Source organism: Nitrospiraceae bacterium, from assembly GCA_020632595.1.
Classification (GTDB): Bacteria; Nitrospirota; Nitrospiria; order Nitrospirales; family UBA8639; genus Nitrospira_E.
The window spans coordinates 109,598-134,332 of sequence record JACKFF010000010.1; the positions used below are offsets into that span (position 1 = coordinate 109,598).

General features: G+C 50.5%; 27 protein-coding genes and 1 tRNA gene. 11 read left to right on the forward strand and 17 right to left on the reverse strand.

The window, feature by feature from the left end; genetic code table 11:
* Window positions 1-61 precede the first annotated feature (61 nt).
* The 5 genes from H6750_16285 to H6750_16305 form a co-directional block, all read right to left on the reverse strand.
* Entirely contained in the window at window positions 62-739 is a 678-nt protein-coding gene (locus H6750_16285) for a response regulator transcription factor (protein MCB9775865.1), read from the reverse strand.
* On the reverse strand, window positions 723-1,859 hold the full coding sequence (locus tag H6750_16290) for a hypothetical protein (protein ID MCB9775866.1): 1,137 nt from the start codon (window positions 1,857-1,859) through the stop codon (window positions 723-725). The genes H6750_16285 and H6750_16290 overlap by 17 nt, the downstream gene beginning before the upstream one ends.
* A 126-nt stretch (window positions 1,860-1,985) precedes the next feature.
* Window positions 1,986-2,450, reverse strand: coding sequence for a transcriptional repressor NrdR (gene nrdR / locus H6750_16295; GenBank protein MCB9775867.1), 465 nt, complete (start codon window positions 2,448-2,450; stop codon window positions 1,986-1,988).
* 45 nt (window positions 2,451-2,495) lie between these two features.
* Window positions 2,496-3,758, reverse strand: coding sequence for a serine hydroxymethyltransferase (locus H6750_16300; protein MCB9775868.1), 1,263 nt, complete (start codon window positions 3,756-3,758; stop codon window positions 2,496-2,498).
* A 3-nt stretch (window positions 3,759-3,761) separates the two neighbouring features.
* Window positions 3,762-4,271: a 50S ribosomal protein L9 gene (locus H6750_16305; GenBank protein ID MCB9775869.1), complete on the reverse strand. Its 510-nt coding sequence runs from the start codon at window positions 4,269-4,271 to the stop codon at window positions 3,762-3,764.
* Between the two features lie 341 nt (window positions 4,272-4,612).
* Here H6750_16305 and H6750_16310 point away from each other — a divergent pair, with 341 nt between their 5' ends.
* The 5 genes from H6750_16310 (at window position 4,613) to H6750_16330 (ending at window position 7,948) form a co-directional block, all read left to right on the forward strand.
* Window positions 4,613-5,104, forward strand: coding sequence for a hypothetical protein (locus H6750_16310; protein ID MCB9775870.1), 492 nt, complete (start codon window positions 4,613-4,615; stop codon window positions 5,102-5,104).
* Between the two features lie 6 nt (window positions 5,105-5,110).
* Complete coding sequence (locus tag H6750_16315; GenBank protein MCB9775871.1) at window positions 5,111-6,622, forward strand: hypothetical protein; 1,512 nt, start codon at window positions 5,111-5,113, stop codon at window positions 6,620-6,622.
* A gap of 144 nt (window positions 6,623-6,766) precedes the next feature.
* Window positions 6,767-6,853: transfer RNA gene (locus H6750_16320), tRNA-Leu, on the forward strand.
* Window positions 6,854-6,984: 131 nt separating this feature from the next.
* On the forward strand, window positions 6,985-7,269 hold the full coding sequence (locus H6750_16325) for a hypothetical protein (protein MCB9775872.1): 285 nt from the start codon (window positions 6,985-6,987) through the stop codon (window positions 7,267-7,269).
* A 499-nt stretch (window positions 7,270-7,768) separates the two neighbouring features.
* The gene (locus tag H6750_16330; GenBank protein MCB9775873.1) at window positions 7,769-7,948 is read left to right on the forward strand and encodes a hypothetical protein; all 180 of its coding nucleotides are present in this window, start codon (window positions 7,769-7,771) and stop codon (window positions 7,946-7,948) included.
* Window positions 7,949-8,145: 197 nt separating this feature from the next.
* On the opposite strand, the gene H6750_16335 is transcribed toward H6750_16330, so the two are convergent.
* The 5 genes from H6750_16335 to H6750_16355 all read right to left on the reverse strand — a co-directional run bounded on the left by H6750_16335 (window position 8,146) and on the right by H6750_16355 (window position 13,351).
* Entirely contained in the window at window positions 8,146-10,068 is a 1,923-nt protein-coding gene (locus H6750_16335; GenBank protein ID MCB9775874.1) for a Na+:solute symporter, read from the reverse strand.
* A gap of 54 nt (window positions 10,069-10,122) precedes the next feature.
* Window positions 10,123-10,533, reverse strand: coding sequence for a hypothetical protein (locus H6750_16340; protein ID MCB9775875.1), 411 nt, complete (start codon window positions 10,531-10,533; stop codon window positions 10,123-10,125).
* Window positions 10,530-11,024 (reverse strand): gamma-glutamylcyclotransferase, encoded by a 495-nt coding sequence (locus H6750_16345; protein MCB9775876.1) that lies wholly within the window; start codon window positions 11,022-11,024, stop codon window positions 10,530-10,532. The genes H6750_16340 and H6750_16345 overlap by 4 nt, the downstream gene beginning before the upstream one ends.
* Window positions 11,025-11,128: 104 nt before the next feature.
* Window positions 11,129-12,433 carry an MFS transporter gene (locus H6750_16350; protein MCB9775877.1) on the reverse strand — a complete coding sequence of 435 codons (1,305 nt, stop codon included), beginning with the start codon at window positions 12,431-12,433 and terminating at the stop codon, window positions 11,129-11,131.
* A 312-nt stretch (window positions 12,434-12,745) separates the two neighbouring features.
* Entirely contained in the window at window positions 12,746-13,351 is a 606-nt protein-coding gene (locus H6750_16355; GenBank protein MCB9775878.1) for a hypothetical protein, read from the reverse strand.
* Between the two features lie 607 nt (window positions 13,352-13,958).
* Here H6750_16355 and H6750_16360 point away from each other — a divergent pair.
* The 3 genes from H6750_16360 (at window position 13,959) to H6750_16370 (ending at window position 16,053) form a co-directional block, all read left to right on the forward strand.
* Complete coding sequence (locus tag H6750_16360) at window positions 13,959-14,555, forward strand: hypothetical protein (protein MCB9775879.1); 597 nt, start codon at window positions 13,959-13,961, stop codon at window positions 14,553-14,555.
* Window positions 14,542-15,504, forward strand: coding sequence for a hypothetical protein (locus H6750_16365; GenBank protein ID MCB9775880.1), 963 nt, complete (start codon window positions 14,542-14,544; stop codon window positions 15,502-15,504). Before H6750_16360 ends, H6750_16365 begins: the two co-directional genes overlap by 14 nt.
* Before the next feature lie 132 nt (window positions 15,505-15,636).
* Complete coding sequence (locus H6750_16370; GenBank protein MCB9775881.1) at window positions 15,637-16,053, forward strand: thiol-disulfide oxidoreductase DCC family protein; 417 nt, start codon at window positions 15,637-15,639, stop codon at window positions 16,051-16,053.
* On the opposite strand, the gene H6750_16375 is transcribed toward H6750_16370, so the two are convergent.
* A complete protein-coding gene (locus H6750_16375) occupies window positions 16,046-16,960 on the reverse strand; it encodes a metallophosphoesterase (GenBank protein MCB9775882.1) in 915 nt (304 codons plus the stop codon). The genes H6750_16370 and H6750_16375 overlap by 8 nt on opposite strands.
* Window positions 16,961-17,167: 207 nt before the next feature.
* On the opposite strand from H6750_16375, the gene msrA reads away from it, so the two are divergent.
* The gene (msrA, locus tag H6750_16380; protein ID MCB9775883.1) at window positions 17,168-17,731 is read left to right on the forward strand and encodes a peptide-methionine (S)-S-oxide reductase MsrA; all 564 of its coding nucleotides are present in this window, start codon (window positions 17,168-17,170) and stop codon (window positions 17,729-17,731) included.
* A gap of 36 nt (window positions 17,732-17,767) precedes the next feature.
* Here the strand turns inward: msrA and H6750_16385 are convergent, their stop codons facing one another.
* A complete protein-coding gene (locus H6750_16385; GenBank protein MCB9775884.1) occupies window positions 17,768-18,202 on the reverse strand; it encodes a hypothetical protein in 435 nt (144 codons plus the stop codon).
* Between the two features lie 171 nt (window positions 18,203-18,373).
* On the opposite strand from H6750_16385, the gene H6750_16390 reads away from it, so the two are divergent.
* Entirely contained in the window at window positions 18,374-18,691 is a 318-nt protein-coding gene (locus tag H6750_16390) for a hypothetical protein (protein ID MCB9775885.1), read from the forward strand.
* A 21-nt stretch (window positions 18,692-18,712) separates the two neighbouring features.
* Here H6750_16390 and H6750_16395 read toward each other — a convergent pair whose 3' ends face one another.
* From H6750_16395 to H6750_16405, 3 genes are all read right to left on the reverse strand, one after another.
* Window positions 18,713-19,192 carry a CDP-archaeol synthase gene (locus H6750_16395; protein MCB9775886.1) on the reverse strand — a complete coding sequence of 160 codons (480 nt, stop codon included), beginning with the start codon at window positions 19,190-19,192 and terminating at the stop codon, window positions 18,713-18,715.
* 116 nt (window positions 19,193-19,308) lie between these two features.
* Entirely contained in the window at window positions 19,309-20,145 is an 837-nt protein-coding gene (ttcA, locus tag H6750_16400) for a tRNA 2-thiocytidine(32) synthetase TtcA (GenBank protein ID MCB9775887.1), read from the reverse strand.
* A 220-nt stretch (window positions 20,146-20,365) separates the two neighbouring features.
* On the reverse strand, window positions 20,366-20,926 hold the full coding sequence (locus tag H6750_16405) for a hypothetical protein (GenBank protein ID MCB9775888.1): 561 nt from the start codon (window positions 20,924-20,926) through the stop codon (window positions 20,366-20,368).
* A 354-nt stretch (window positions 20,927-21,280) separates the two neighbouring features.
* Between H6750_16405 and H6750_16410 the strand changes: the two genes are divergently transcribed.
* On the forward strand, window positions 21,281-21,475 hold the full coding sequence (locus H6750_16410) for a DUF2892 domain-containing protein (GenBank protein ID MCB9775889.1): 195 nt from the start codon (window positions 21,281-21,283) through the stop codon (window positions 21,473-21,475).
* Window positions 21,476-21,621: 146 nt separating this feature from the next.
* On the opposite strand, the gene H6750_16415 is transcribed toward H6750_16410, so the two are convergent.
* A complete protein-coding gene (locus H6750_16415) occupies window positions 21,622-23,439 on the reverse strand; it encodes an OPT/YSL family transporter (protein ID MCB9775890.1) in 1,818 nt (605 codons plus the stop codon).
* A gap of 81 nt (window positions 23,440-23,520) precedes the next feature.
* Window positions 23,521-24,729 (reverse strand): osmoprotectant NAGGN system M42 family peptidase, encoded by a 1,209-nt coding sequence (locus H6750_16420; protein ID MCB9775891.1) that lies wholly within the window; start codon window positions 24,727-24,729, stop codon window positions 23,521-23,523.
* Between the last annotated feature and the right edge of the window lie 6 nt (window positions 24,730-24,735).

Consider the following 24,735-nt stretch of genomic DNA (forward strand, 5'->3'; position numbering starts at 1 on the left):
AATTCACGTGCCACGAGAGAACAACGTAAAAGAAGACGGCAAGATGGACATGCAGCGCGGCTTACATCTTGCGAGGTTCGAGTTCGATGATGCCTTTGCGAATGGCCAGGATGGCCGCTTGGGTTCGATCAAACACATGCAGTTTATGAAAGATATTGCGGACGTGATTTTTAACGGTCTTTTCACTCAGATCCAGGACGTTCGCAATTTCCTTATTTGTTTTTCCATCCGCCACTAATTGCAACACGGTGATTTCACGGTCGGTGAGATCGTGTTCCAAAATTCCCCGTTTTTTGCCTTTGCCTTCAGACAACAAAGAGAACTCGACCAGAATCTTACTGGCAACCGATGGATGAATAAGAGACTCGCCACGGGCAATAGTCCGGATAGCAGCCACAATTTGCGCGGAATCACTATCTTTGAGTAAATATCCGGTAGCTCCGGCTCGCACCAGATCAAAAATGTATTGCTGTTCTTCGTACATGGTAAGGGCCACCACCCCGATGTGAGGAAATTCCCGTTTAATAATTCGCGTGGCTTCCACCCCCGTCATGCCCGGCATACTAACATCCATGAGAATCACATCAGGCATAAGCAGTCGGGTTTGTTCGACGGCCTCTCCTCCATCTTTCGCTTCCCCTACGACCTGGATATCGTCCTTAGTTTCCAGAATCGCGCATAACCCTTCCCGCACCACACGATGATCATCAACAATGAGGACTTTAGTCGTTTTGGGCATAAGGCACCTTTTCCTTTAATACCAGAGGAATGTAAATTTCAACCTTCGTGCCGGTGCCGGGTTTCGACACCCACTGCACGTTTCCGCCTAACATTCTCGCCCGTTCCGTCATACTTCTTACTCCGAAATGATCCCATTTTTCAGGATTCTGCCCCTCTGCCTTGACGTCAAAACCCTGGCCATTATCTGAGACAGTCGCTTTCAAGACATCTTTCTTGAGTGTGACTTTTACAATCACCTTGGTGGCTCCGGCATGTTTGGCCACATTGCTTAATGCTTCCTGGACCATGCGAAAAACAAAGACTTTCGCTTTCGGATCAAGTTGAGATTCATCCCCACTCCCTTCAAACTCCGTCCGTATCCGGTGCTCCCTTTCATAGGCCTTCAGATAGTTTGACAACGCGGGAATAAAGGCTAAATGATCATATTGCCCAGGGCGAAGGTTATAGACCACCTCCCTGGCCTCTTGAATGGCATGCTTCAATTGCACGGTCGTCTGATTGAGCATCGTCAAACACTTGTGGGGATCCTCAGCCACCAATTCACGAACACGCTCCATCTTCAGGCTTACTCCTACCAGAGTTTGCACCAGACCATCATGGATCTCACAGGCAATGCGCGTGCGCTCCTCATCCACCGCCCCTTCGGCTTCCTCTTTGACATACAAACGAAACAGCGATTGATACCGGGTGAGGGTATTTTCGATTTCGGCAGAGGCCCGGATTCGGGCTTCAATTAATTGCCACATAAACTTGGCGCTCGCGCCTCCCACCAACGCCAAGTGTGGGGCATGCGACTCAAGCAGGGTCTTCTCCACATCCGGATCGCCCGTCACGTCGATCACCAGATCCACATCTTTGATCTTGAGCAAATCCTGATAGCGGCGAAGGACGGGAATCCCGATTTTTTTAGCGAGACGGACGCCCATGGTGTGCGGACGAATTTCACTTAAGCCTACCACGGTAACCAAAGGGTCCTCCGCAAAGATTTCCATAAGCGCGGTCCCGCCATGCCCCCCGCCAATAATCGCCACCCGGCTGGAGGTCACTTTTGACTTTGATCGCCGGGGATTACGTTTGGTGATGCGCGGGGAACGAGGGGAGGGTTTGGGGGATGGCATAGACACCCACTTTCATGATCGGAATAGGTGGAAGATCTTTTCGAAGAGAAGATCCCTACCCTTGTCACGTTATGACGCGGACAAAACTGGGGGACTCGCTAACCGCCACAGACAAATGAGCATGAATCAGGACATCCTGCTGTCTTGGGTTAGTGCCCGGATGGTATCCATAAACTGGTCGATGTCTTTAAATTCACGATACACCGAGGCAAATCGAACATACGCGACGGGATCCAATTCTTTTAAGGCCCGCATGACTTCCTCTCCGACGGTTCGGCTTGGAACTTCTGTTTCTCCAAGGTCCTGAATACGTTTCTCAATCCGATCAACTGCCGCACCTAACGCGCCAATACTGACCGGCCGTTTTTCGCAGGCCTTTTTGAGTCCCGCTAAAATTTTTGCCCGATCAAACGGTTCTCGACGATTGTCCTTTTTGACCACCATCGGCAAATTTTCTTCGATTCGTTCGTAGGTGGTGAACCGCCGCTTACAGCCTAAACATTCGCGACGGCGCCTGATCACTTCCCCTTCACGTGCGGTCCGCGAATCAATGACCTTATCTTCTAATTGGTCGCAAAAAGGACATTTCACGAAAGAGCAGCCCTTACCTTAAGGATGGAAGGCGGTGGAGGAAGGTTAGTATGGATGAAAGATCGGAAATCGTGAGCACAAGTCTTTGACATCCCGCAGAATCCGTTTATGTAGGGACGCTTCCTGAGAATGCTGGATGACCTCATCCATCCAGGAAAGAATCTGCTCCATTTCGGGTTTCTGCATGCCACGGGTTGAAACCGTTGGCGTACCAATACGAATGCCGCTGGCGACAGCCGGTGGCTTTTCATCAAACGGCACCGCATTTTTATTGACCACAATGCCGGAGGCATTGAGAGCGGCTTCAGCTTCTTTCCCTGTCACGCCTTTAGGTGTCAGATTCAAGAGGAACAGATGATTTTCGGTCCCACCAGACACCACCCGATATCCCCGCTTCAAAAAGCCATCAGCCAACTCCTTGGCGTTCGCCAGCACTTGTTGTTGATAGGTCTTAAAACCAGGAGACAGGGCTTCTTTGAAAGCCACCGCTTTGGCTGCAATGACATGCATGAGCGGACCACCCTGCAGTCCAGGGAACACCATTTTGTCAACGGCTTTGGCATGTTCTTCTTTGCACATAATCATGCCGGAGCGTGGGCCACGCAACGTTTTGTGGGTCGTGGTGGTGACAAAGTCAGCATAGGGAACCGGGCTTGGATGCAACCCGACCGCAATCAATCCCGCAATGTGGGCAATATCAACAAGGAGGTAGGCACCAATCGATTTCGCTATCGCCTGAAAACGAGCGAAGTCAATAATTTTGGAATACGCACTGGCACCGACAACAATCATACGAGGGCGTACTTCCTGAGCCTGCCGTTCTACCACATCATAATTGATCTCCTCAGTTTCCCGATCTACTCCATAGGAAAACGCCTGAAACAGTTTTCCTGAAAAACTTACACGGCTGCCGTGAGTAAGATGCCCACCATGGGCCAGATCCATCCCTAAGATGGTGTCTCCTGTTTTTAGGACCGAAAGATACGCGGCCATATTGGCTTGGGAACCAGAGTGTGGCTGGACATTCACATGCTCACACCCAAAAATTTCTTTGGCTCTCGCAATGGCTAAATCCTCAACCGCATCCACATGCTGGCATCCGCCATAATATCTCCGGCCGGAATAACCCTCCGCGTATTTGTTGGTCATCAAACAGCCCTGGGCACCAAGGACCGCGGGACTGGCGTAATTTTCCGACGCGATAAGAACTAAGTTTTCCCGCTGTCTCTTTTCTTCAGCCCGGATAGCCGCATACACTTCATAATCAGTGTCACGGATCGCTTTGAGTGTTCCGACGGAATGTCTCATCGCTTACTCGACAACCGCTTCGTCGGCCTGATCTTTTTCTGATCCCCCTTCAGGGGTAGCCTCTTCTGCAGCTTTCTTCACAAGGGTCACATTAATCTTGGGAACCACATCCCGGTGAAGCTTGATGGCAACCGAAAAGGTCCCTAGCTCCTTGAGAGGCTGTGGCAAGTGAATTTTCCTTCGGTCCACCTCCACGCCTTGAGCCGCCAATCGTTCCGCCACATCTTTGGATGTCACAGACCCGAACAGCTTATCGTCTTTTCCGGTCTGCACTTCAAACGTCAGGGAGATTTTTGACAGGGTTTTTCCGGACTCGCCTAGAACCTCCAATTCTTTTTTGGCCTTTTGGTCAATCTGCCGCTTGATATGCTGCAACAATTTAACCTGTCGCTCTTCAGCTACGACAGCTTTTTTCCTCGGGAGTAAATAGTTCCGTGCATACCCTTTTGTCACCGTCAATACATCTCCCAAATACCCTAAACCTTCTACATTTTCCTGCAAAATAACCTTCATAAAACACGTCTCCTTAGCCTGGCGAATAAGGGAAACATCTTAAGACTGGGTGTAGAAAAAGTCAATGTAATTGCTGCATATATCATAGAATATGCTTCTTTTTCATAATCGGAGGTCAACCTACGGAAATGCTTACAATAACCAGACATTCCATGCAGAATTTTGAAACAACCCCTCTAAAAATATGCTATGCTCCTCCATACTTAATAGACGTTAACACTTAAGCATTAACGCTGTTGTGGAGGCTCAAAGGTTGAGACCATCGACCCTTCACAGCCAAGGCAAACAATAGATGGGTTTTTCATCTACCATACTCCTCTTTAGGTCGGAATAGCACCATTATGAACCAACTCACCCCCCGTCCGTTTCAAACCAACACACTGTCCAATCTTCTCCTTCTCACCCTATTTGCCCTTAGTCTTTTGGCCTTTCCTCAATTTGCTATTGCCGAAGAAGAACTCGCACCCCAACCCTTCTCGGACCTCAACCTTCGCTTTTCCAATCGCCCACTCACCCCACCTGCCTCACTCATTCTCCAAACCATCCCGCTCACCGGACTCTCTGTCGCCCGCCCCTTTGTCGCCCCGAACCCACAAGCGGTAATTTTTGAGGATGATCACCGACAACGGGTCGCCGTCCTCTCGACCGATAGCTCGGGGGCGCTCATACTCTATTTACTTGAGCCTCTCCCACTTGATCCCAAGCTACCGGCCCTGTTTGAATGTGCACACAATCGAGGCTGTGAGGCCGATCGAACCCCACTCACCGGAGGATTGGGATGTCTTGCCCTCTGTATCAAGGAACTCCTGGAACTGTCAGCACTGAATCAATAATTTTCTATGAAACTCTACGATCTTCTCAATTTAGCCACAATCCAACTCAACAGCGAACGGGAAGTCGCCATGAGCCGTGGATTAGACGCACCTTTAGAGATTGCCCAAGCCCGACACCTCCGCACGGTCGGCTCCCTTCACCTCTATAGTTGTGATGTTCCCCCGGGAAGTACATTCCTACCCGACATCCCAGTGACCCTATTGCCGGGCAACGATATGGAACCGACCGAAGGCTATCTCCTGGGGTGGCAAAATGGATCCCTCATACTCCAAACATTTGATCACGTCGGCCAAACCCTTAATCGGTGCACCCTCATTCCCGACACATCGGGTTTCCTCGAAACCGGAGCCACACGGTTGGCCGATATGGCCAGTAAGCCTGATTCCTTTACACTTGGACCTGCCGAACGATTAGTGCCCTGGCTGGATCCTGAACCGCCCTCCAATCAAGAGGCCGCAAGAGACAGCATCCCGACCACAGTGCTGACAACTATCTGGGGAGACACGCGGCAAACACGCTGGACAAAGCTGACGACATTAATCGTCGATCAGGTTCGGAAAAATAAACGAATTCTCCTGGTGGCTCCGGATCATCACACCGTTGATCAATTAACGGGTGCGGTCGCTCACGCCTTAAAAATGGCGGCCTTGCCCTATCGAAGTTTGCTCTGCCGGTATGAACTGCCTTTAGTAAAAGATGCGGGTGGGATGCTTCTCCAGGACTTTGGCTTTGAAGCACAGATGTCTCATTTTTTTGCCAAGGCCAACGCCAAAAAAGTCTCATTGCGAAAAAAATATGACCGGTTCAGGGAACTGACTCCAATTCTGGCCTACAAACGCGACAAGCAAAAAGATCTGAACGAAGTAAAATTGTTGGAATGGCGATTACTCACCCAGCTCAGTGACTGGCAAGGGAAAGTCAAAAATATCGATAAAACGCTCCGGGACTATGAGGCCCTTCCCATTTGGACACGGATGAGTATGCAGGTAGCCGGCAAAAACATCGAGACTCTGGCCGAATACCGGGAAATTTACCAAGGCAAAATTCTTGGACTCATGAAAGAAGTCGAAGTTGCACAAAAGCGAATTAAAGAGTTGATCCCCGAAGCGACCGTTCCCAAAAACCTGCGACCGGAATACGATGAATTGAAAGAAGAAATCAAACGATTGGGCGGCACAAAAAAAATTCGGGAAATGCTGGCCGCTGGAGAAGGCACCAACCGCCAAGCCTTCGCACAAAACAAACGCATCATAACCTGCACACCGGGCCGCATCCTTACAGACCCGCTCTTCCGAAAAGTTCCGTTTGATTTACTGGTTATTGATGATGCCCCACGCATCCCTGCACCTCTTTTGCTTGGTGCCACCGGTACCATTCGTGAGCGAATCATTCTCAGTGGTGACACCTCCGACCTGCTGCCTGGAGAACCGGGGACGACGGCTTCTCCTGGCCGCTGGCCACAAGCCTTTCTGGAAACCCTTCTGGGTCCTTCTTCTCAACCTACCAGCGTGGGATAACTTTACAAAAAGTTCCCTCATGCTTGTCTCACCGATGTCTCATGCAGGAATCATGGCTGGAGGGGATAGATACAAAAAAACCTCAACAATCGAATAACGACAACTTGACCGCATTTCTATAAAAGATGATAATCGCATTCACGTGCCGAAGTGGCGGAACTGGCAGACGCACTAGATTCAGGGTCTAGCGCCCTCCGGGGTGTGCGGGTTCAAATCCCGCCTTCGGCACCATCCTTCTTATCTCTTTCGTTTTTTCGGGTCTCCTAAGAGTACTCCTTCATCAACCCGTTGTTTGAAATGTTTAAACTCAGGGACCATGAGAACTGCGGGAGAAAAGAATTCTTTTATAAATAGGAGGACGTATGAAATCAGGAATACTTTTAACATTCTTCGGACTCATTCTTTTCCCTGTATTTGCTCTGGCCCAGGGTGGTGAAAACATGGAGCCGAAGTGCCAAAAATTAGCGCATGAATTTGCAGAAAATCCAGAGTCTCTCAATGAAATGCAACTCAGGCAACTACAATTCTGCGTGACTCAAATTATCGACCGGCGCTATAAAACCGATCCTCCCGATCTACTCAGAGGGACGATCATTGAGCCTCCCGTTTCTACAGAAAACCCAGACATGAAAACTCCCACTCCATAAAAACATCCAGATAACCAATAATTAAAGGGTCACTCCCTCCCTTTTAAAGAGAGCATCAGAAATTCCTGACGTTAACAAAGACAAAAGTCCGAGTTAGCTTCTAACCACGACATCCCTCCCTTTCCTGCTGTCCGTTGCATCAAATCATGTAACGTCGTTGGACATCCTTTCCAGATAGTTGCCGTTATTCCCCCGGTTAGACATAAGCCATCTAGAAATATTTGACAGGACTTTTTAGGAATGGAGCGCAACCCTCCGCATGAGTAATCTGGGAGTGTTGAATAATTAAGATTAACAAGGACAAATTTGCCCAGGATTAAATTACTCATCAAAGGCTCCGGGTCGGTTCAAAAAAGTCCGTCCAGCAAGGCCGCAGCCGTTTTTACGCGCGGAGCGTACGCTGAGTACGTGAGCACGGAAAAATGGCAAGAACGCCGCTGGCGGCTTTTTTCAACAGACCCAATCTGGCAGATAACCAATATTGAACCAGGAGATAGTCATGTGGATAGATGAAATGGATACGATTCAAACGTGGGTCAATGGCGAAGAAATTATCCTCAAAAAAATTGGCCGAGAATATTCGTACCGTCCAGCAAATGAAACCGGAGATTGGCTGAGGGGACTCCCGGAAGGGATGGTGTGGGCGGATGCTCAAACCCTCTTTGAAGACTCCCTATAACCATTCTTTTCTTTTTGCTTCGTCCGGCCCGATATCCCATTTCCTCTGGTACAATCAACCCCTTCTGCAATCTCAACCTGCATGGATGCTTCTTCAGGACACGAGTTGTCCTCCATCCGCAACTCCCCGGAATACGGACTATGCTCTTTATTTCATGGCGTTCGAATCCACAACTATGGATTGTTCCTCTCCATTCTCTATCGGGTCTGCGTCACAGAATCAGATTGGCGAAAACCAACGGTGATCCAAAGGGGAATTAAGAGGATTCCCAGCAGCAAGAGTCCGGTAATCCACGCCTCACGCCAGGGCATCCATGCGGGGGCAGGACTTCCCACCAGCCAGGTTCCGATACCGGTGAGCAAACAGAAGATGGACAATGCCGTAAGCCCCATGGCCATAATCGCCCGCCAAAATCGCCGAACTCCATTTCGCTGCTCAGATTGAACCCGCAGTTCGATGGGGCCCCAAAATCCCGGAGGACGTGCACGCCGGTAAAAGGTCTCCAAACGATCGAGATTTTCCGGTCCGGTGAACCAGGACACGGCGATACCAATCGCACCGGCTCCCAGGCCCATGATCAACAACCGCAATTCCTCTTGCTGTCCTGGAAGTGCCCACAGCAAAAGGGGAGCCAAGAGCACAGAAGCCGCAATACAGGCTAATTCGCCCCATGCCGTAATTCGCCACCAGATCCACCGAAGCACCAACACTACGCCCATTCCCGCTCCCAGCAACAAACTGATTTGCCAGGCAGTTTGAATCGATGACAACCACGGAAGAATGCAAAGGGCAATCACGAGAATCAGCAGGTTACTCGCACGGGCAACCCACACCAGTGCACGTTGCGAAGGTTCGCGCTTGAGCCACCCCTCACAAATGAACCGGCGATAAATATCATTAGTCCAATAAGACGCCCCCCAATTCAAATGCGTATCGACCGTGGAAGCCAGGGCCGCCAACATTCCGACGACCATCAACCCTTTAATTCCGGGTGGTAACAGTTCATGAATGCCTTGCACAAAGGTATATTCGCGAGCCGCAATAAACTGAGGGCCTATCATTTCCGGTGGTGGTGGAAATACTACAAGTAATCCCAAGGCCAAGGGCAACCAGATCAAACTCCGAAGCACCACTTGGGCCACGGTAAACACCACCGCCGCGACCCGCGCATCGTGATCGCTGCGGCATGCCATGGATCGTTGAGCCAAATACCCCGTCCCATCCGCGTTCATTTGTAGGAGCCATTGAAATCCATAGACCAATAACACCATCATGGTCGCATCCCTGGCCCCAAAGGGAGTAAAAGCCAGAATCTCATTCCCCGTCAGTGGGTACCCAACCGCCGCCGAAAACTGTTTCTGAATGTGTTGAGTCAAGGACGCCAAGCCTCCCACATGATCCACCACTACCCAGGCAAATGCCCCGCTGGCAACGATCCCGATTCCAAATTGCACCAGATCCGTGGCGACGACGCTTCGGAGTCCACCTGCGGTGGAATACAACACCGTCACAGACACAATGGCCCCGATCGACAAAAGATTATTGGCCGAACGCACCCACACATTGTCCGCCTCCAACCCGCCAACCGTAAAAGGGACCCCTCCCCATTTCACCATGTGAACAAACACCTCAAAAAAGCCGGCAGGAAGCCATTGATCCCAAAGAAGAAATGGTTCAGCGAGTCGAGTGGCCGCCAATAGCACCATAGCGAGCACCGTGCAATTGACAATGGTGCCGAAATAAATGGCTTTGATGCCACGGAGCGCCGACGCTGCCCCCTGGCCATAACGCACTTCCGTCAGCTCGGCATCGGTGAGCACCCCTACCCGCCGCCAGCTCGGGGCCAGGAGAAACCCCATCAGGAGAAAGGCCAAGGCAAAAATCCATAAACGCCACAATGCGAAAATGCCGGCCGTAGCCACCAACCCTGTAACAAGCAGTGGAGTGTCAGCCGCAAACTGCGTGGCCGCCATGCTTAATCCGGCCTTCCAGCCCGAAAGACTGCGTCCTGCAAGAAAATATTCTTCCAGATTCTGGGATGCGACTGCTCGCTCTCGAAACCCCGCTTGCAGGGCATAGAGAATGAAAACGGCGAGAATCGCCCAATCCCATCCAGTCATAATTTTTGGCTCATCATGATGGGTGTACTGTCAAAAAAAAATGCATTCAGTCTATTAAACAATGTTTCCGAATTTCCAACCCACCACCGGCAACGTTACTCCACATACCACAAGAACAAACCCAAGCCCTGTCACACCCCATCCGACGAGCGTGGCCCGATCCCCCAGCATGACCGGTGTTTCTGCCCCAAATCCCATCCCCGCTGGAGGCCACCTCTGTGTGAGACGAATACGTGACCCAAGGTACATAACATAGGCTCCCATTCCCACTGCAGGCATACCTGCCAACATGGTCACGACCAACAGCAACATCCTGATTTGATGACCCGTGGATTCCGTCAGTTTGCTGTCCGGCTTGGTGACCTGTGAGAGATACTCCATGGTGAAATAGACTAAGGCCCCGCCAAAAACAAGAAACGTCACCAGCATCACCAACAGGAACAGTCGATTAGAAGACTTCATCATATCTGAGAGTTCTGGGAAGAATCCGTTAACGTCCACAACGTTTGCTTGCAGCTTTCCGGTAAGCCCTGGGAAGTGATCGTCTCATAAAACACGCGACACCGACTCACATATCCATCCAAATGGACATCGCTAAACCAATCCATCTGCCACAGTTCTGAAGAAAGCAAATGTTGCTGTTCGACTGGTAAGACATAGGCATGAGCCGTTATTTTAGAGCCATCTGAGCGGTAAACCTCAAGCAATTCTCTGCGATAGACCGGGTCTTCAAACCGGTCCAGGAGCTCCCAAATTTGATGACTCATTGAGCTATAGACGCGACCCTGTGTCAGAGCGCCTTCCCGGGCCACCATTCCCGGATAAATGCGGTCACTAAACCGGAACTGGGCGAACCCCGGCGCTTCCGCGGCCACCCATGGCAACGCCAGGCCGGTCACCGCTTCCATCACTTCGGGAAATTGCAACGTCCCATAAGTAAACAAGGCATCACTCATCTCATGATTCCAATCGAATGACCTCGGATGATTGGCCGTAAGCATGGGGTTCTTTTGCAGGCGACAATTTAAGCTCCATGCCAATTTTCACTCGGGAACAAGACTCATCGTCGCCGGATCGCTTCGTGTCGTCGCCCAAGCCACATACCGGTGGCAAGCCATAGACCTGCAATGGGCAGGGCGGCAAATGCCATGTGAGACAAGGTCATTCCCCAGCTATGAAGGACGGAAACAATCCCTGTCCCCGTCATATCAGCTCCTCGATGAACAACCGTATCAATCACATTTTTCGCCTGATATTTTTCTTCACGTGAAACGACGGTAAAGAGAGTTTCTCTCGTCGGCTTGGTGATGGAAAATTCCCCCGCACGCCGCAGGACACCAAACCCGATCAAGACCGGCAGGACTGTCAGCAAACCAAACACCCCAAATCCAATCAATGATACCAGGGGCATGACAGCCAACATGATCCCGACGCCAAAGCGCGTCAACAGCCAGCCTGTCGCGAAAAACTGGAGCGTGAACGCGAACACATTGATCCCAAGATCCACCGATGCGAACAATTGCATGCGATCTTCCGAACTCGGCATGACTTGGGGAATTAATATGGTTTGCTGCGAATATAAGAATGTTGACAGAATTGAATAACACATGAGATAGAGGGCAATGCCTTTCAAATAGGGCGAGCGAACCATGCACACCACTCCTATCCATAAGCTGGGAGGAGTGGCTTCAGTATTCCTGATGGAAGAAAGGTGTCGGTTTCCCAGATCAACCCCATGATGACCGTGATACCATTTTAACAACGCCATAATGCATCCCACCGCAATCACTAAGAAGCCCGCTGACACCAGGAGTAACCCGGAAACTCCGACCCCTTTTACCGCCATTGCGGTGATAAACGGGCCTGTCATAGCGCCAAGACTGCCTCCGGCGGAAATACACCCAAACAGTCGCCGAGCCGCATCAGTGGGAAACACATCGGCCATAAAACTCCAAAACACCGACACAACGAATAAATTAAACACACTCAACCATACAAAAAAGATCGGCCCAAAGGCTTGCAACCCGACTCCACTTTGCAAAGCCACAAAAAATGCCAGAAGATTCAGGATGAAAAACACATAGACAGTTGGCAATAATCGACGGATCGGAAAATGCCCCGCGACCCAGCCAAACATCGGGATCACGGCTAGCATCGTGATAAACACAACTGAGAACAACCACGGGAGAGTATGAGCCCCCGAGAGCACTCCCATTTCATCGCGAACCGGTCGCAAAATATAGTAGGCCGCCAGCAGACAAAAAAAATAGACAAACGACCAAATAAGCGCAGGGAGTTCATCCCGGTCAACCGGTACCACCCGGCTGATCGACCAATGAAGAAACTGTTTAGAAGATTTCACCATTCTGTAGAAATTCGTCTTGGTCACTATAACTGAGCCGCATCGATGGGTACATTATGACGAATGCCATCCTTAGAGTCTTCAGACATCACACTTCATATCGCCCCACCATGCGTTTTCGATACCCATAGATGGATTTTCAGAAAAATGGAAATGGGACTTAAAAATTGGAGAAGAATCGCAGTGGCAATGATTGAAACCAATGGGAAAAGCCTAGAAACGACCTTTCACAATCCCCATCAGGATTCTCAGAATCCACCACATCATGATTGGAAGGTGAAACCCCAAGGGTTCGCAAAAAACCGAAAATTGCAGTTAGTGGGAAGGGGAAAAGGATAGGAGATGGGTGATTTCAGGATGATCCAGGATGGCTTGCACATGAGCCAAAAGCTCCTCCTGGTCTTCGGTTCGTTCAACTCGCTGTTGAATGACGCATGCCACCGTATTCAACGCGGCGTGCAGTGTATCAGAGGATGCGGGAGATGGAGAAAAGCCGAGGTGTCCCAACGAGCCGAAGGAAGGCTCAGGATTGGTACCCGAAATATCCGGCCATTCCTTCTGTGATGCCAGGGGAGAATGAGGAGGCCGTTTTTCTAGCTCAGACAGCATGTGCTCAAGATCATTTAAGATAAGGTCAAGATGCTCAGCCTGACATTCTTCAGACAACGCACGGACATAAATATCCTCCCGGCCACTTGAATCTAAATGAATGCGGTATCGACCCTTGCTAAAAGTTCCTACAGATTCCTCTATGGAAGCAAACTGCTGACAAAGAGTATCCCGTAAGGCCTTTGACGGTGATGCGTCCACCTCACCTGAGCCGTTGCGGGGCAGTCCCTGATCCGACCCGGTTATTGCCCTATACTGAAGAACTCCCTGTCGAAATTCTTCGAGACGATCAATGAACACAGCTACTGTCATTGACTCCCATTCCCTACCTATTTGTAAAATTGGACCTTATATGCGGATGCACCAGGGGCAAACCCCGACAGCAATCCACAGATTGAAACCATCTGCCAACCGGGAAGCACTACTCAATTTTTAGAGAGAACATTGCGACAGGAACAACTAGAGCAGATCACTGAGGACGCACCATCTTCCTGCGATAATCAATTCTTTAACACAGAAACTGCCAGGGGCACAAGTCAATCAAGATCCATTGCTAGATTCCCAAATCTTCAAAAATTGAAACCTATCCCTAAGACCAACACTCAAAAAGAACCAAAAGGCTCCAGCACTATATAAATCCTGACAGAACGACTCGCGAAAATTCCTACTCCTCAACAGTTCTATCTCAGGCTATCTCGTATCGGCGCCTCTTTAATTCTAATAAAACATTCGACAACAATCCCCTTGCCTCTCCTGCCCGATTCCTGACTCACCTGACCAATAATTTTTTGCACCCTCTTTACTATTGAGTTCTCTTATCTTTCTTAAGATAATGGGCTTTCCCGTCACTTGGACCTTCACCTCAAGGGGGAGACACCCACATGAATACCCCGCTCAATACATCGCAAGAAAGGTTTGCGTGAGCAAGCGGACCACCAACCTGATTCTTGTTGTGTACTTGACCATCATTTGGGCGGCGGTCATATTTCGAATCGATTACTTTCCCTTAACCTGGGTCCCCATGTATAGCGTGTACGAACCCAGCGAAACCATTTCGACAAGCATCAAGGATAAAGCCGCCATTAAGAAAGGGTTTCGTGTCACCCACCGCGATGGATCAATCAGTTATGTGTCGTACAAGGACCTGAATATGCCCAAGCCTAACTTTGGTCGGTTATACAACGCCATCATATTTGGACATGATCCCCCAAAACATAAACAAGGGAATACGTCCCTCGGGTCAATCAACCGGTGGATTCGAGGACTGGATGACAATGAGCGCAACTTCTCTGTGGACTGGGAGTGGCGAATGTTTTGGACCATCAACAAAACGCTTCGATTGGAACCTGGCGACCCACAATTCATCACCCGCATTGAGTCCTCCCATCAAAAACGAGTGTACAAAAAAGCGGATTTATTAAAGGGCGATACCCACAAGGTCGAGATTCAAACCAACACCGTTGTGATCGACTGGCAAGAGCAATGGATCGAAAGATGGAACCATGGCCTCCTGTAAATCCCTAAATCGAATCTGGAATCAATTTTTCTTTACCGGATTTTCAGGGGAAAGTCTTGGCCTGTTACGCATGTACATTGGGATTGGACTCCTCTTCTTCCACACGTATCAATTTGCCACCGTCCTGACGCTTAACCCGATTGGGGCCATGTATTACTTTGTTGAGCCCATTTGGTACTTCAAGTTGTTAGGTATTCAGTATCATATACCCGCCCTGTCGTTTGTGATGTATATCATTCTCATGTGGGCAACGGTATCGATGATTATAGGGAAAAACACCCGGGCGTCGATCCTCGTGATCATTCTCTGTATTTTTTATCTGAAGGGCGTGCGGGATAGCTTTTCAGGAGACGTGCACCATCGGTATATCATTCCCATGCAGATTCTTTTTCTCTTTTTGCTTTCCAAGTGCGGAGAAGTCCATTCTCGTGATGCCAGGCAACGTCATATGCACAAAGACATTCAGGAATGGGAAGCCAGCTGGCCCATCAAAACCATGCAACTGTATGTGGCGCTGTTTTATTTCTGGAGTGTGATTGCTAAAGTCCGAGTCTCTGGATGGGTCTGGTTTGCCGGCGAAGGCAGAATTCAGGAAGTCCTCATCAAACGATCCGTTCGATGGGGTGTGAACGATCAAGGAGAAGTCGTCAAAAATGGGCTCAGCTTTGAGCTAGCCCAGCACCCGGACCTCATTCAATTTTTCGGAATTCTCGTCCTGGCTTTCGAACTCGGCTTTCCCCTGCTTCTCCTCATCAAATCCGTCAAGTTGCGGCTCGCATTTATTTTGGGTGTTACCGCATTTCATATTTCCACCTTTGTCTTGATGGACGTCAACTTTTTATTAATTCCATTTGTCTATCTGATTTTCTTTGACCTTGTTCCCATTCATCAATGGCTCACAACCCGCGCATGGCCATTATTCAGGCGAGGTCCCTCTATAGCAGGGTAGGCCCGAAAGCCTCACCCATGCGGAAATATTCACCTCCACCGTATTATAATGGGATATGCCATGCCAGATATACCGTCACACAGCAAGGAAAGATCTGACAACTAAGAGGAGCACGTGAAACAGGGATCTCTCATACAATCCCACCAATGGGGCCAGCACGCGAAGGTGATTGTCTTTGACGGGGTGTGTAATTTTTGCAATGCGTTTGTCAATTTTGTCCTCGAGCGGGATTCCCGAGGATTATTTAAATTTGGAACGCTTCAATCCCAACCGGCACAAGCCATTCTTACTCAATTACACCTTTCCACCCAGGACTATGAAACATTTTTACTCCTGGAACATGGGAACGTCTTCACAAAATCCACTGCTGCCCTCAAAATTCTTCGCTGCCTACCTGGAGCTTGGCCCTGGCTGTACGCCTTCATCATCATTCCCCGCCCTCTTCGAGATATGGTGTACAGCTTCATCGCCCGGCATCGCTATCGGTGGATGGGAAAATCGGACACGTGCCGTGTGCCTACTCCGAAAGAACGGGCCAGATTTATTTAGCGGAACCTGATTGCCTTCCGGACGCATCAGTTTCTACCGATGGCCCTCCTTCACTATGTCTGCCTTCTACTAACATTGACTGAGGAAACAGTTCTTCAAGGTCACAGCTCTCTTGAATACAGGGAGCGCCATATTCGGCAGAACCCGTCAGAACCCGTAGATTGGGTCGCAGCTGAAGGGTCCCCGCATGGTGGGTATGGCCACACAAGACGGTGATCTGGCAATCCGGTCGTTTCCGTGATGCGTAGAGTAACACCTCGCCAACCGCCTGGCAGGCAAAATAGGGAAGCCAATCATCATTTCCCATTTTCCCCTGATACCAGCAGGCTTCTTTAAACGGCGGGACATGGGTCAGGCAAATGACGCGCTGATATGATGACAAGACCTCATCCAAACGATCCCGCAAATAGCAAGCCGCCTCATCTCCCAACGCACGGAGTTTGCGTAACACTGCCTCCCGATCTAAATCCTGAAAATCCGCGATCAACCCCTGATCACTGAGCCTAACCGGGGACCGATGATAGTTCCCATAGCGCCCGTCTCCCCATCCGTCGTGCCCGACCAACGCCGTCGTCGGAGTCAATTCAACCAATCCCCGTGTCGAAAGATAGGTGAGTCCCGGCTGAATCTGGCACCAGCCTTTCAAATCATGTCGAACTTGGGAAACCGACCCATAGTAAAAATCATGATTCCCCAGGACGAAATATAACGGCGCGTGAATGGCTTGACGCATTTCATGGAGCAGCGGGGTCAGCGATGGAGCTTCAGCAATGTCTCCGGTCACAAAAACGACGTCCGGCTGCTGAGCACGAATGGACGAAAAAAAAACCTCCCGCCCCTCGAAACCCAGAAAATTCAAATGGATGTCGGTCGCCCACACTACCCGCATATGACTTGCTCCTCTCATCACCAGTCAACAGTCTGGCAGAAAATCTTCCAAGCCTATAAAGAGGCCAAACAAAAAGTAAAGCAAAGAATGTCAGGGGAAAAAGTCACTCCCGCCTCTCCCCCAATGAAACAAGCAGTGGCCCAAGAAAGCAGGGCGTGGTATAAATTTGAAGCCTGACACTTCCACCTCACAACTTCAGTCATTTTCATGAGCAAGGAGTAACGCATGTCTGACTCGGCCATAGGTTCAACAGGGAAGGAACTCGCCACATTGGGTGGCGGCTGCTTCTGGTGCCTCGAAGCCGTATTCGATCAGGTCAAGGGCGTCGAGTCCGTAGAATCCGGCTATATGGGCGGTAGTCGCCCCAATCCCACTTATGAGGCCGTCTGCAGTGGAAACACGGGTCATGCCGAGGTGATACAAATAACCTTTAATCCCGGAATCATCACCTACCGGGAACTCCTGGAAATCTTTTTCGGCACCCATGACCCCACCACGCTGAACCGGCAGGGGAATGATGCGGGCACCCAATATCGCTCTGTCATTTTCACCCATTCATCAGCACAAGACGCGACCGCGCACGAGGTCATTCGCACGCTGACGGAAGCCAAGGTCTTCGACGATCCCATTGTAACTCAGGTGGAACCCGCCTCCCCCTTTTACATGGCCGAAGCCTACCACCAGGAATATTTTGTGCAGAACCCGTCACAACCTTACTGCGCCTACCTCATTAATCCCAAAGTGGCGAAGTTCCGGCAACGCTTTTCAGACAAGCTCAAATTCTCCTGAGCACACGGGGATAAACAGCTTCAGGATCGATCCTGTTCAGCGACCGGAGGAAAAGCGCCCAAGCGTGTCCCGCAGGCCACCCCACAGGTCCGGCTGTAAGGTCACCTGATGGGGATACACCATAACCGGCTTCCCCGGTAGGCAAAAGGGTGGATCAGTCTTTTCAAGACCAACCGGTTCGGCAATCATCGCCTTTTCTGAGGGAGGTCCCATTTGCTGCACCACTAACTGTACCCGTGGCTCAAGAACACACATCGCAGGATCTGTTTCAATCTCCTCACCTTTAGAAACCATTATCCGTACACGATGACGATCCTTGGCAAACACCACGTCACCAACTTTGGCAGGCCCATCCGGGCCTATAGAATACAGAAATACCGGCACCATGAGGACGGCGAAAACCGCAAATCCTATTGATATGAGGGGTGTCCGGGAATTGCCCGAAGAGGTTTCTTCAGATGAGGGATCCATATTCATCTCTACACCAGGACCTCCGCATATTGCCCTCGCTGTCCCTGATTCATCTGGATATCATTTCATGAACCATGGCATGAAGCACACGCCGGAGCCATCCTCTCTTCCACTAAGATTGCCAAACACATCCCTGTTGGAGTGGAATGAGCATGTCAAGAAAGCGTTCCTATGACCTTTGAGGAATTACGAACCCGTTGGCCCTGGCGGCCCATCCGAAATTGTCCGGGACGGCTTGTTCTCCGTAGGTTGGAGCCTCGCGTTTCCTTCGAAATGCTACTTGGCAGAGCCTGTTCACCTCAAGCCTTTTCCAGCCCTCAGGCCAAAGATCGAATACTCGTCTGGCCGCTACAGGATGGTGGACTTATTACCTATGAACAGCCGGATGGGCGCTTAATCCATACACTCAACACGCCTGCGGGATTTAGCCGGAAACTCGCCCAATTGGGGATTACCCTCATCAAAACCAAAAACTTTGACAAGGAATAGGTCCGCAGCGTGAATACAAAATTAATGTGGATTTTTACGAATGCGGAATCGATATAAAATCGGAGAAATAAACAGTTCGAACACCATAAACGCACCTGCAGTGGCCATTATGCCGATAGCCGACAACGACAGGGGTCCCCATAGCCCCAATAGGGGAAAAAGGCTTTCCGGAATTTGATCCAAGCCCAAGGCCATTCCGCCTGAGGCATAACCCAACCGTCGCTTGATAAAACTAGAAAGGCAGTCGCCGGTCATCGCCAACCCTCCCGTCAACAGCCCTATGTCCCAGGGCATAGCCAGGACATCCGCCGCCAGAACCGTGCCCACCAATGAAAAAACCACGCCGCGATAGGTTTTCGAGGGTCCCAACCACGGCTGCCCATCAAAAAAGGTTGCTCCCCCGTCAAGAGGAGCATTCCAACGCCCTTTCATAAGCAGCCGCCCGAAAATCGGGGCGGCATTGGCCGCCATAATTAACAAAAAAACCTGGAGATAGACCATGATGATGCTCGGCAACAACCGCACACACAGGAGGGGCGAGGGAATACACACCATCGGATAGGATCTGGCAGGTCGGTCATCATTCGCACGGGAACCACCTTCAGGCCAACCTACGACTAGAGCTCGCGAACAGTCTCAAAATCAAATAATTGACGATCGAGAAGATGACTGGGTATGACCTTGGACAGGGCCGCAAATACGCTGTCGCCCGAGCCGGGATACCGGATATCCCAATCCTGGAGCAGGGCCTTCACTTCTTTGCGTTTCAAATTTTCCTGTGAACCGCACAGGTCGCAGGGAATGATGGGAAAGTTTCTCATTTCCGCATAGCGGGCCAGGTCGGCTTCCTTCACATATGCCAATGGTCGGATCACCACATGTCGTCCGTCATCAGATCTCAGTTTCGGCGGCATGCTTTTAAGCGTTCCGTTAAATAACATGTTCAGCAGTAAGGTCTCCATCATATCGTTACGATGATGGCCAAGAGCAATCTTGGTCGCGCCCAACCGTTCCGCCAACCCGTACAGGATGCCACGACGCAACCGTGAACAAAGCGAGCAGGTCGTCTCGCCTTCGGGGACCAGCCGTTTCACCACCGAATAGGTATCGCGTTCTTCAATATGAAACGGCACACCAAGCCTCGTGAGATAATCCGGCAGCACATGTTCAGGAAATCCCGGTTGCTTCTGATCCAGATTCACCGCAATCAGTTCATAGGACACCGGAGCACGAGACTGCATGGACATCAACACGTCCAACATCGCATAACTATCCTTCCCCCCGGAAAGGCACACCATGACCTTATCGCCTTCTTCAATCATGTTGAAATCGGCAACAGCCTGCCCCACCATCCGGCACAAACGGGTATGAAGCTTCTCGCTGGATCCGGTCAAATGGGACAATGGTTGGATGGGTTGAATATTCTGCAACATAGCTTCGACTCTACTCCTCATTTCTGAAAAAGATGTATTCGTTATAATTCACAGAGACGTGCAACAGCTCCTGCAACCGGCACGATGTCCGCATTCTACCCTCGGAAACAATCAAAGAGATAGACAGTCAGAGTCGGAGCAACCTAATGGAATGGCAGGAATGGCCGGGGGAAAATCGTGTCACGCACCAGTTGAAATTAAGACAAGGAAGTGGGACCGACTGAAGCACGACCAGGCAACATCAAATCTTTCGTTGCTTTTTTTTACCCGTCTTGGACGTGTGGCCTGTCCCCCAAGAGGCAGTATCGACCAACGATAAGACTTGAGACGCTAAACTAGCCTCACGACCATAAAAGCCCTTGGTATGAAAGGAGTCTTTCAGACCTAAACAATCGTAATCCAAATGATGACACAGTTCGTGCAACAAAGTGCGCAAAAACGTGCGAAAGGCGACGACTTGATGCCGTTTTGCCGTGCGCATCCACACTTGAATACGCGGGATCCGCCGTCCTTCCATGGGATAATACAGCCCATACAGTTCCATCCGGGGATTGGAGGGTCGGATATCCAACAATTCAAATCGAATAGGCCGAATATGGAGTTGGCTCGTTAACATATTCAGAAGGCGTTGAGTCCATTTTTGTGTGCGCAAATGACTTTCGGCCTGTAACGCTTCAAATATTTTTCGCACGACCGGTCGAACGACAGAGACATTGGGCAATTGAAAATCCGACACCTTGTCGCTTGCCCGGTAGATTCGCTGCGCCTTGGCGTTAAGCTGGTGGTAATAGCCGAAAGGCATGTCTTGGTCTCCATTCTGCTTAGTGAAGGTCTTCGAGCACCCCAAAGAGTAGCACCCCTTGAACCTGACGGAAAAGACGGGAGATCTACTGAGGCAAATGATGAAATTCTTGTTTATTTACAATGCATTGCCTAGAAATTAATCAACTTGAAATTCACGAGAAAATATAGATAAAATTACGTATTTTTCAAAAAAGTACCCGGCGTAAGACACCGCCTATGGGTTTCTCATTTCAATAAACATAAAGACTAAAAAAAGTCTAAAAAGGTGAAGAATTGTCAACAACACAAAAAAAGCTCTTGGCTTGGATAAGAGGGAAACCCGGAAGAACGAACGTTTCTACAAACAGGCGGAGTGAAGGTAAAACAAAAACGCCAACTCCATGACGGAATCGCCGGTGCGCTTATTACGGCAGGCGTCACACTCGTGTACGACGTGAATCCTATATGGTTGTCACCTCCGGGAATCCTTGGAATCACATTTTTGCAAAGCCGGTTCACCGGGTTTTGCCCGGTCTATATTCCCGACACAACCTGTCCTGAGGAATAGAAGCAGGCCAGGTATCGGCGGGGGATGGTCAAACATGACCGGATGTGGTGTTTGGAGGAAAATGAATAACCGGCAGGAAAGTTTTGAGAACACCGCCAGGCCACAGCGACTTTCAAAAACCTCTGTGGGCCCCTATTTGGATCAGGTCAAAATAATATTTTAACAAGAACACTCGCAACACCTGCGAGACTTTCCCCAGCAACGAGCCCGGCAGCCAGCGCCATGACAAATCGTTCCGCCCAGGTTTTCACATACCTCATTAAAATGGCCCCAAGAAAGGCACCGAGAAAGAGGGATACAGAGTTCCAGGCAGGAATGACAAACGCCAGACCCATTGTCGAGGCGCTGGGGATCCATCGGCTAATGGATGGTGGAACAGATTGATCGAGAACCACCATCCCCACGCCTAGTAAACCCGCAATGCTCATGGCCAAAAGACTTCCTGGAGGGATAGCCTCTGTACCGAGTTGAAAGACCTCCGCCACAGCCTTCCAGGTTGCTACGGCAGGCGCCGGCCATTCGATGGTTAACAACATGGATTGAGGATCAGGGATGAGCACCAGATATACCGCACTGCCCACAAGCGAGCCCGTTAACACTCCGAAAATTTGTGCCAGAGCTTGAAAGCGCGGCGAGGCGCCCAGGAGCAGACCGGTCTTCAGGTCGTGAAGAAGATCTGCGCATTGGCCGGCCGCTCCACCGGTGACGTTGGCCGCCATCAGATTGGTCGTGACATGACCCGGAATGAGGAAACCAAACGTGAGTTGTGTAACTTTCCCCATGGCACCGATCGGCGTAATCCCGGTTTCCCCCGAAACTCGACCCGCCACAATCGCCAACACAAAAGAGAGAAGGACCGCGAGGACCGCAATACCCATTGAAATGTTGAATAACGTTATCTGGGTCCCCACCGCAAAGACCAAAGCAATACATAGTCCAATCACAAACCATTGCCGTGGAATGACAAAAGGATCATTCGGGGTGAAAAGAGATGCTGGGGTTTTTCGAGAAACCATGTTACCGGTCATCATTGTCCCCCAGGAGCAGGCAAACGACGTGAGCGAGGCCATGACCATCAGAGTCACCCCCGGCCAGAGCAACCATTCCACCAGGGGTCCGAACCAGTAGCCGTCCGGCGTCAGATTTTCCGCAGGAATCCAGCCCCGAATTAAGACCCATGGACCAATGATGCCCCAGGCAAGGATCGCTCCAATGAGCAGGGAGAGTCCGGCGCGAAGCCCGATAATGGCCCCAAAGCCCACCATCAAAAGCGAGGGATCGAGAACGAACCCAAGATTGGAAAGGGACACAGTAGATAACCCGGTCTTGCTGAGCGCTCCCTTAAAGGGAATGGCCAGGCCCGTTGCCATTTTAGGGATTGGTAGAATAGCTTCGTTGAAAATTTTTATGACCCCGGCAATCCCGCCAGCCGTAAGGAGAACTTTCACGCGAGCCAGGGCTTCCCCCCCTTTTCCGTAAATTTCCCTCACGGTTTCCGCTGTGGCAACGCCGGCGGGAAACGGCAATCGGTCACGAATAAGCATTTGTTGCCGGAGACCGACCGCAACCACAATACCAATCAGGCTAACGGAAAAGACCCAGACAGAGAGGAGGGACCAAGGTAATTGCTCGCCCGTCAACATGGCCAAGGCGGGAATCGGGGCCACCAGGCCTGACGAGATAATGGATGCAGCCGAAGAGGCCGTGGTTTGATTGATATTATTTTCGAGAAGACCCCAGCGCTCGGTTTGGGCGGTGGTTTCGAATATTTTCCAAAACGCATAACTGAGTAATGCTGCCGTAATAGACATATTAAATGTCCAGCCAATCTTCAGCCCGCTATAGATATTGCAGGGGGTAAGGAGCGCTCCTAAGACCATCCCGGTGACAATGGCACGAAGCGTCAACTGTGGATGGGTCGTATCAGGTGGAGGAAAAGTAGAGATGGGCGGATGAGAAGACATCAAACCAGGAAGAGAAATAAGGAGAACATCCGCATAGAGCGTGCAACGAACATCCTGTCGTCTATCCTCAGCGAAGAAGCCCTATGGGTCATCATGGGGTTCACCATGGCGTCGGACCATGTCCTCGAGGGTATGAGGAAAAGACGTTTCTTCAATCGGTTGAGTAGGAAAATCATTATCGGACCCTAACGTATCGCGATCTCTCCAAAACACCGGCTCATTTTGCATATACACGACCAGTAATTTCGCAATGGCCTCGAGTCCACTCACATGAGTCCGCTCATACCCGTGAGAAGAATCGACCCCAAACGTGAGGAGGGCGGTCCGAATGTCGTTCCCGGCCTCTACGGCCGACGCACTGTCACTTCTGTAGTCACAAAAAATGTCGCGCTGAAACGTAATGTCATGTTCTACACATAAGGCGATGAGCCGCCTGACCAGATGATAATCAAAAGGCCCGGCTGAATCGGCCATAGCAATCGTCGCACCAAATTCGCTCGAGGCTTGAAAGGGAGCGGGAGTGCCGTTATCGATCGTAATCATTTCTGCAACATCTCCATGTAAGATCGCCGAGGCCCCTGACCCAACCTCTTCGGATATCGTAAACAGTAAATGGCAATCCACAGGAAGCGTGGCCCCTGACTCAAGAATGGATTTGGCAGCAGCCAGGATGGTAGCCACTCCGGCTTTATCGTCCAAATGCCGCGAGTTGATAAATCCATTGGGTCCGACTTCAGGTGAGGGATCAATGGCAATGAAATCACCAACATGAATCCCGAGTCGCTGGAGATCCTGTTCGGTCGATAAGGGCTGGATACGTCCGTTGACGTCCGTCACAGTTTCATCGAGTCGAATTTCCAGATTCTTCCAGGAGACCGGTTGCGTATCAATTTCGTCCCCATAGGTGTGGCCCGAGGCTTTCAGGGGCAGGATGGTGCCACGATGCATACTGGTATCGGAAAAGACGGTCACACGGGCACCCTCGGCAAAACGGCTGGACCAGGTTCCGATTGGCACAATGGCCAGCCGGCCATTGGTTTTGAGCCATTTGACCAGAGCCCCCAGCGTATCCAGATGCGCCACAATCGCTCGATCAGGCGTACTGACTTTTCCTGCCATGGTGGCTCGAATGGCTCCGCGCCGCGTGAGTTCGAAGGGAATTCCTAATTGTTTCAGCTCACCCGACACCGCATGGACAATTTGATCGGTATAGCCGGTCGGACTCGGAATCGCCAAGAGTTTTTGGAGAATATGAAGGAGGTACTGCGTGTCAATTTTTGAATCGATCATACAAGT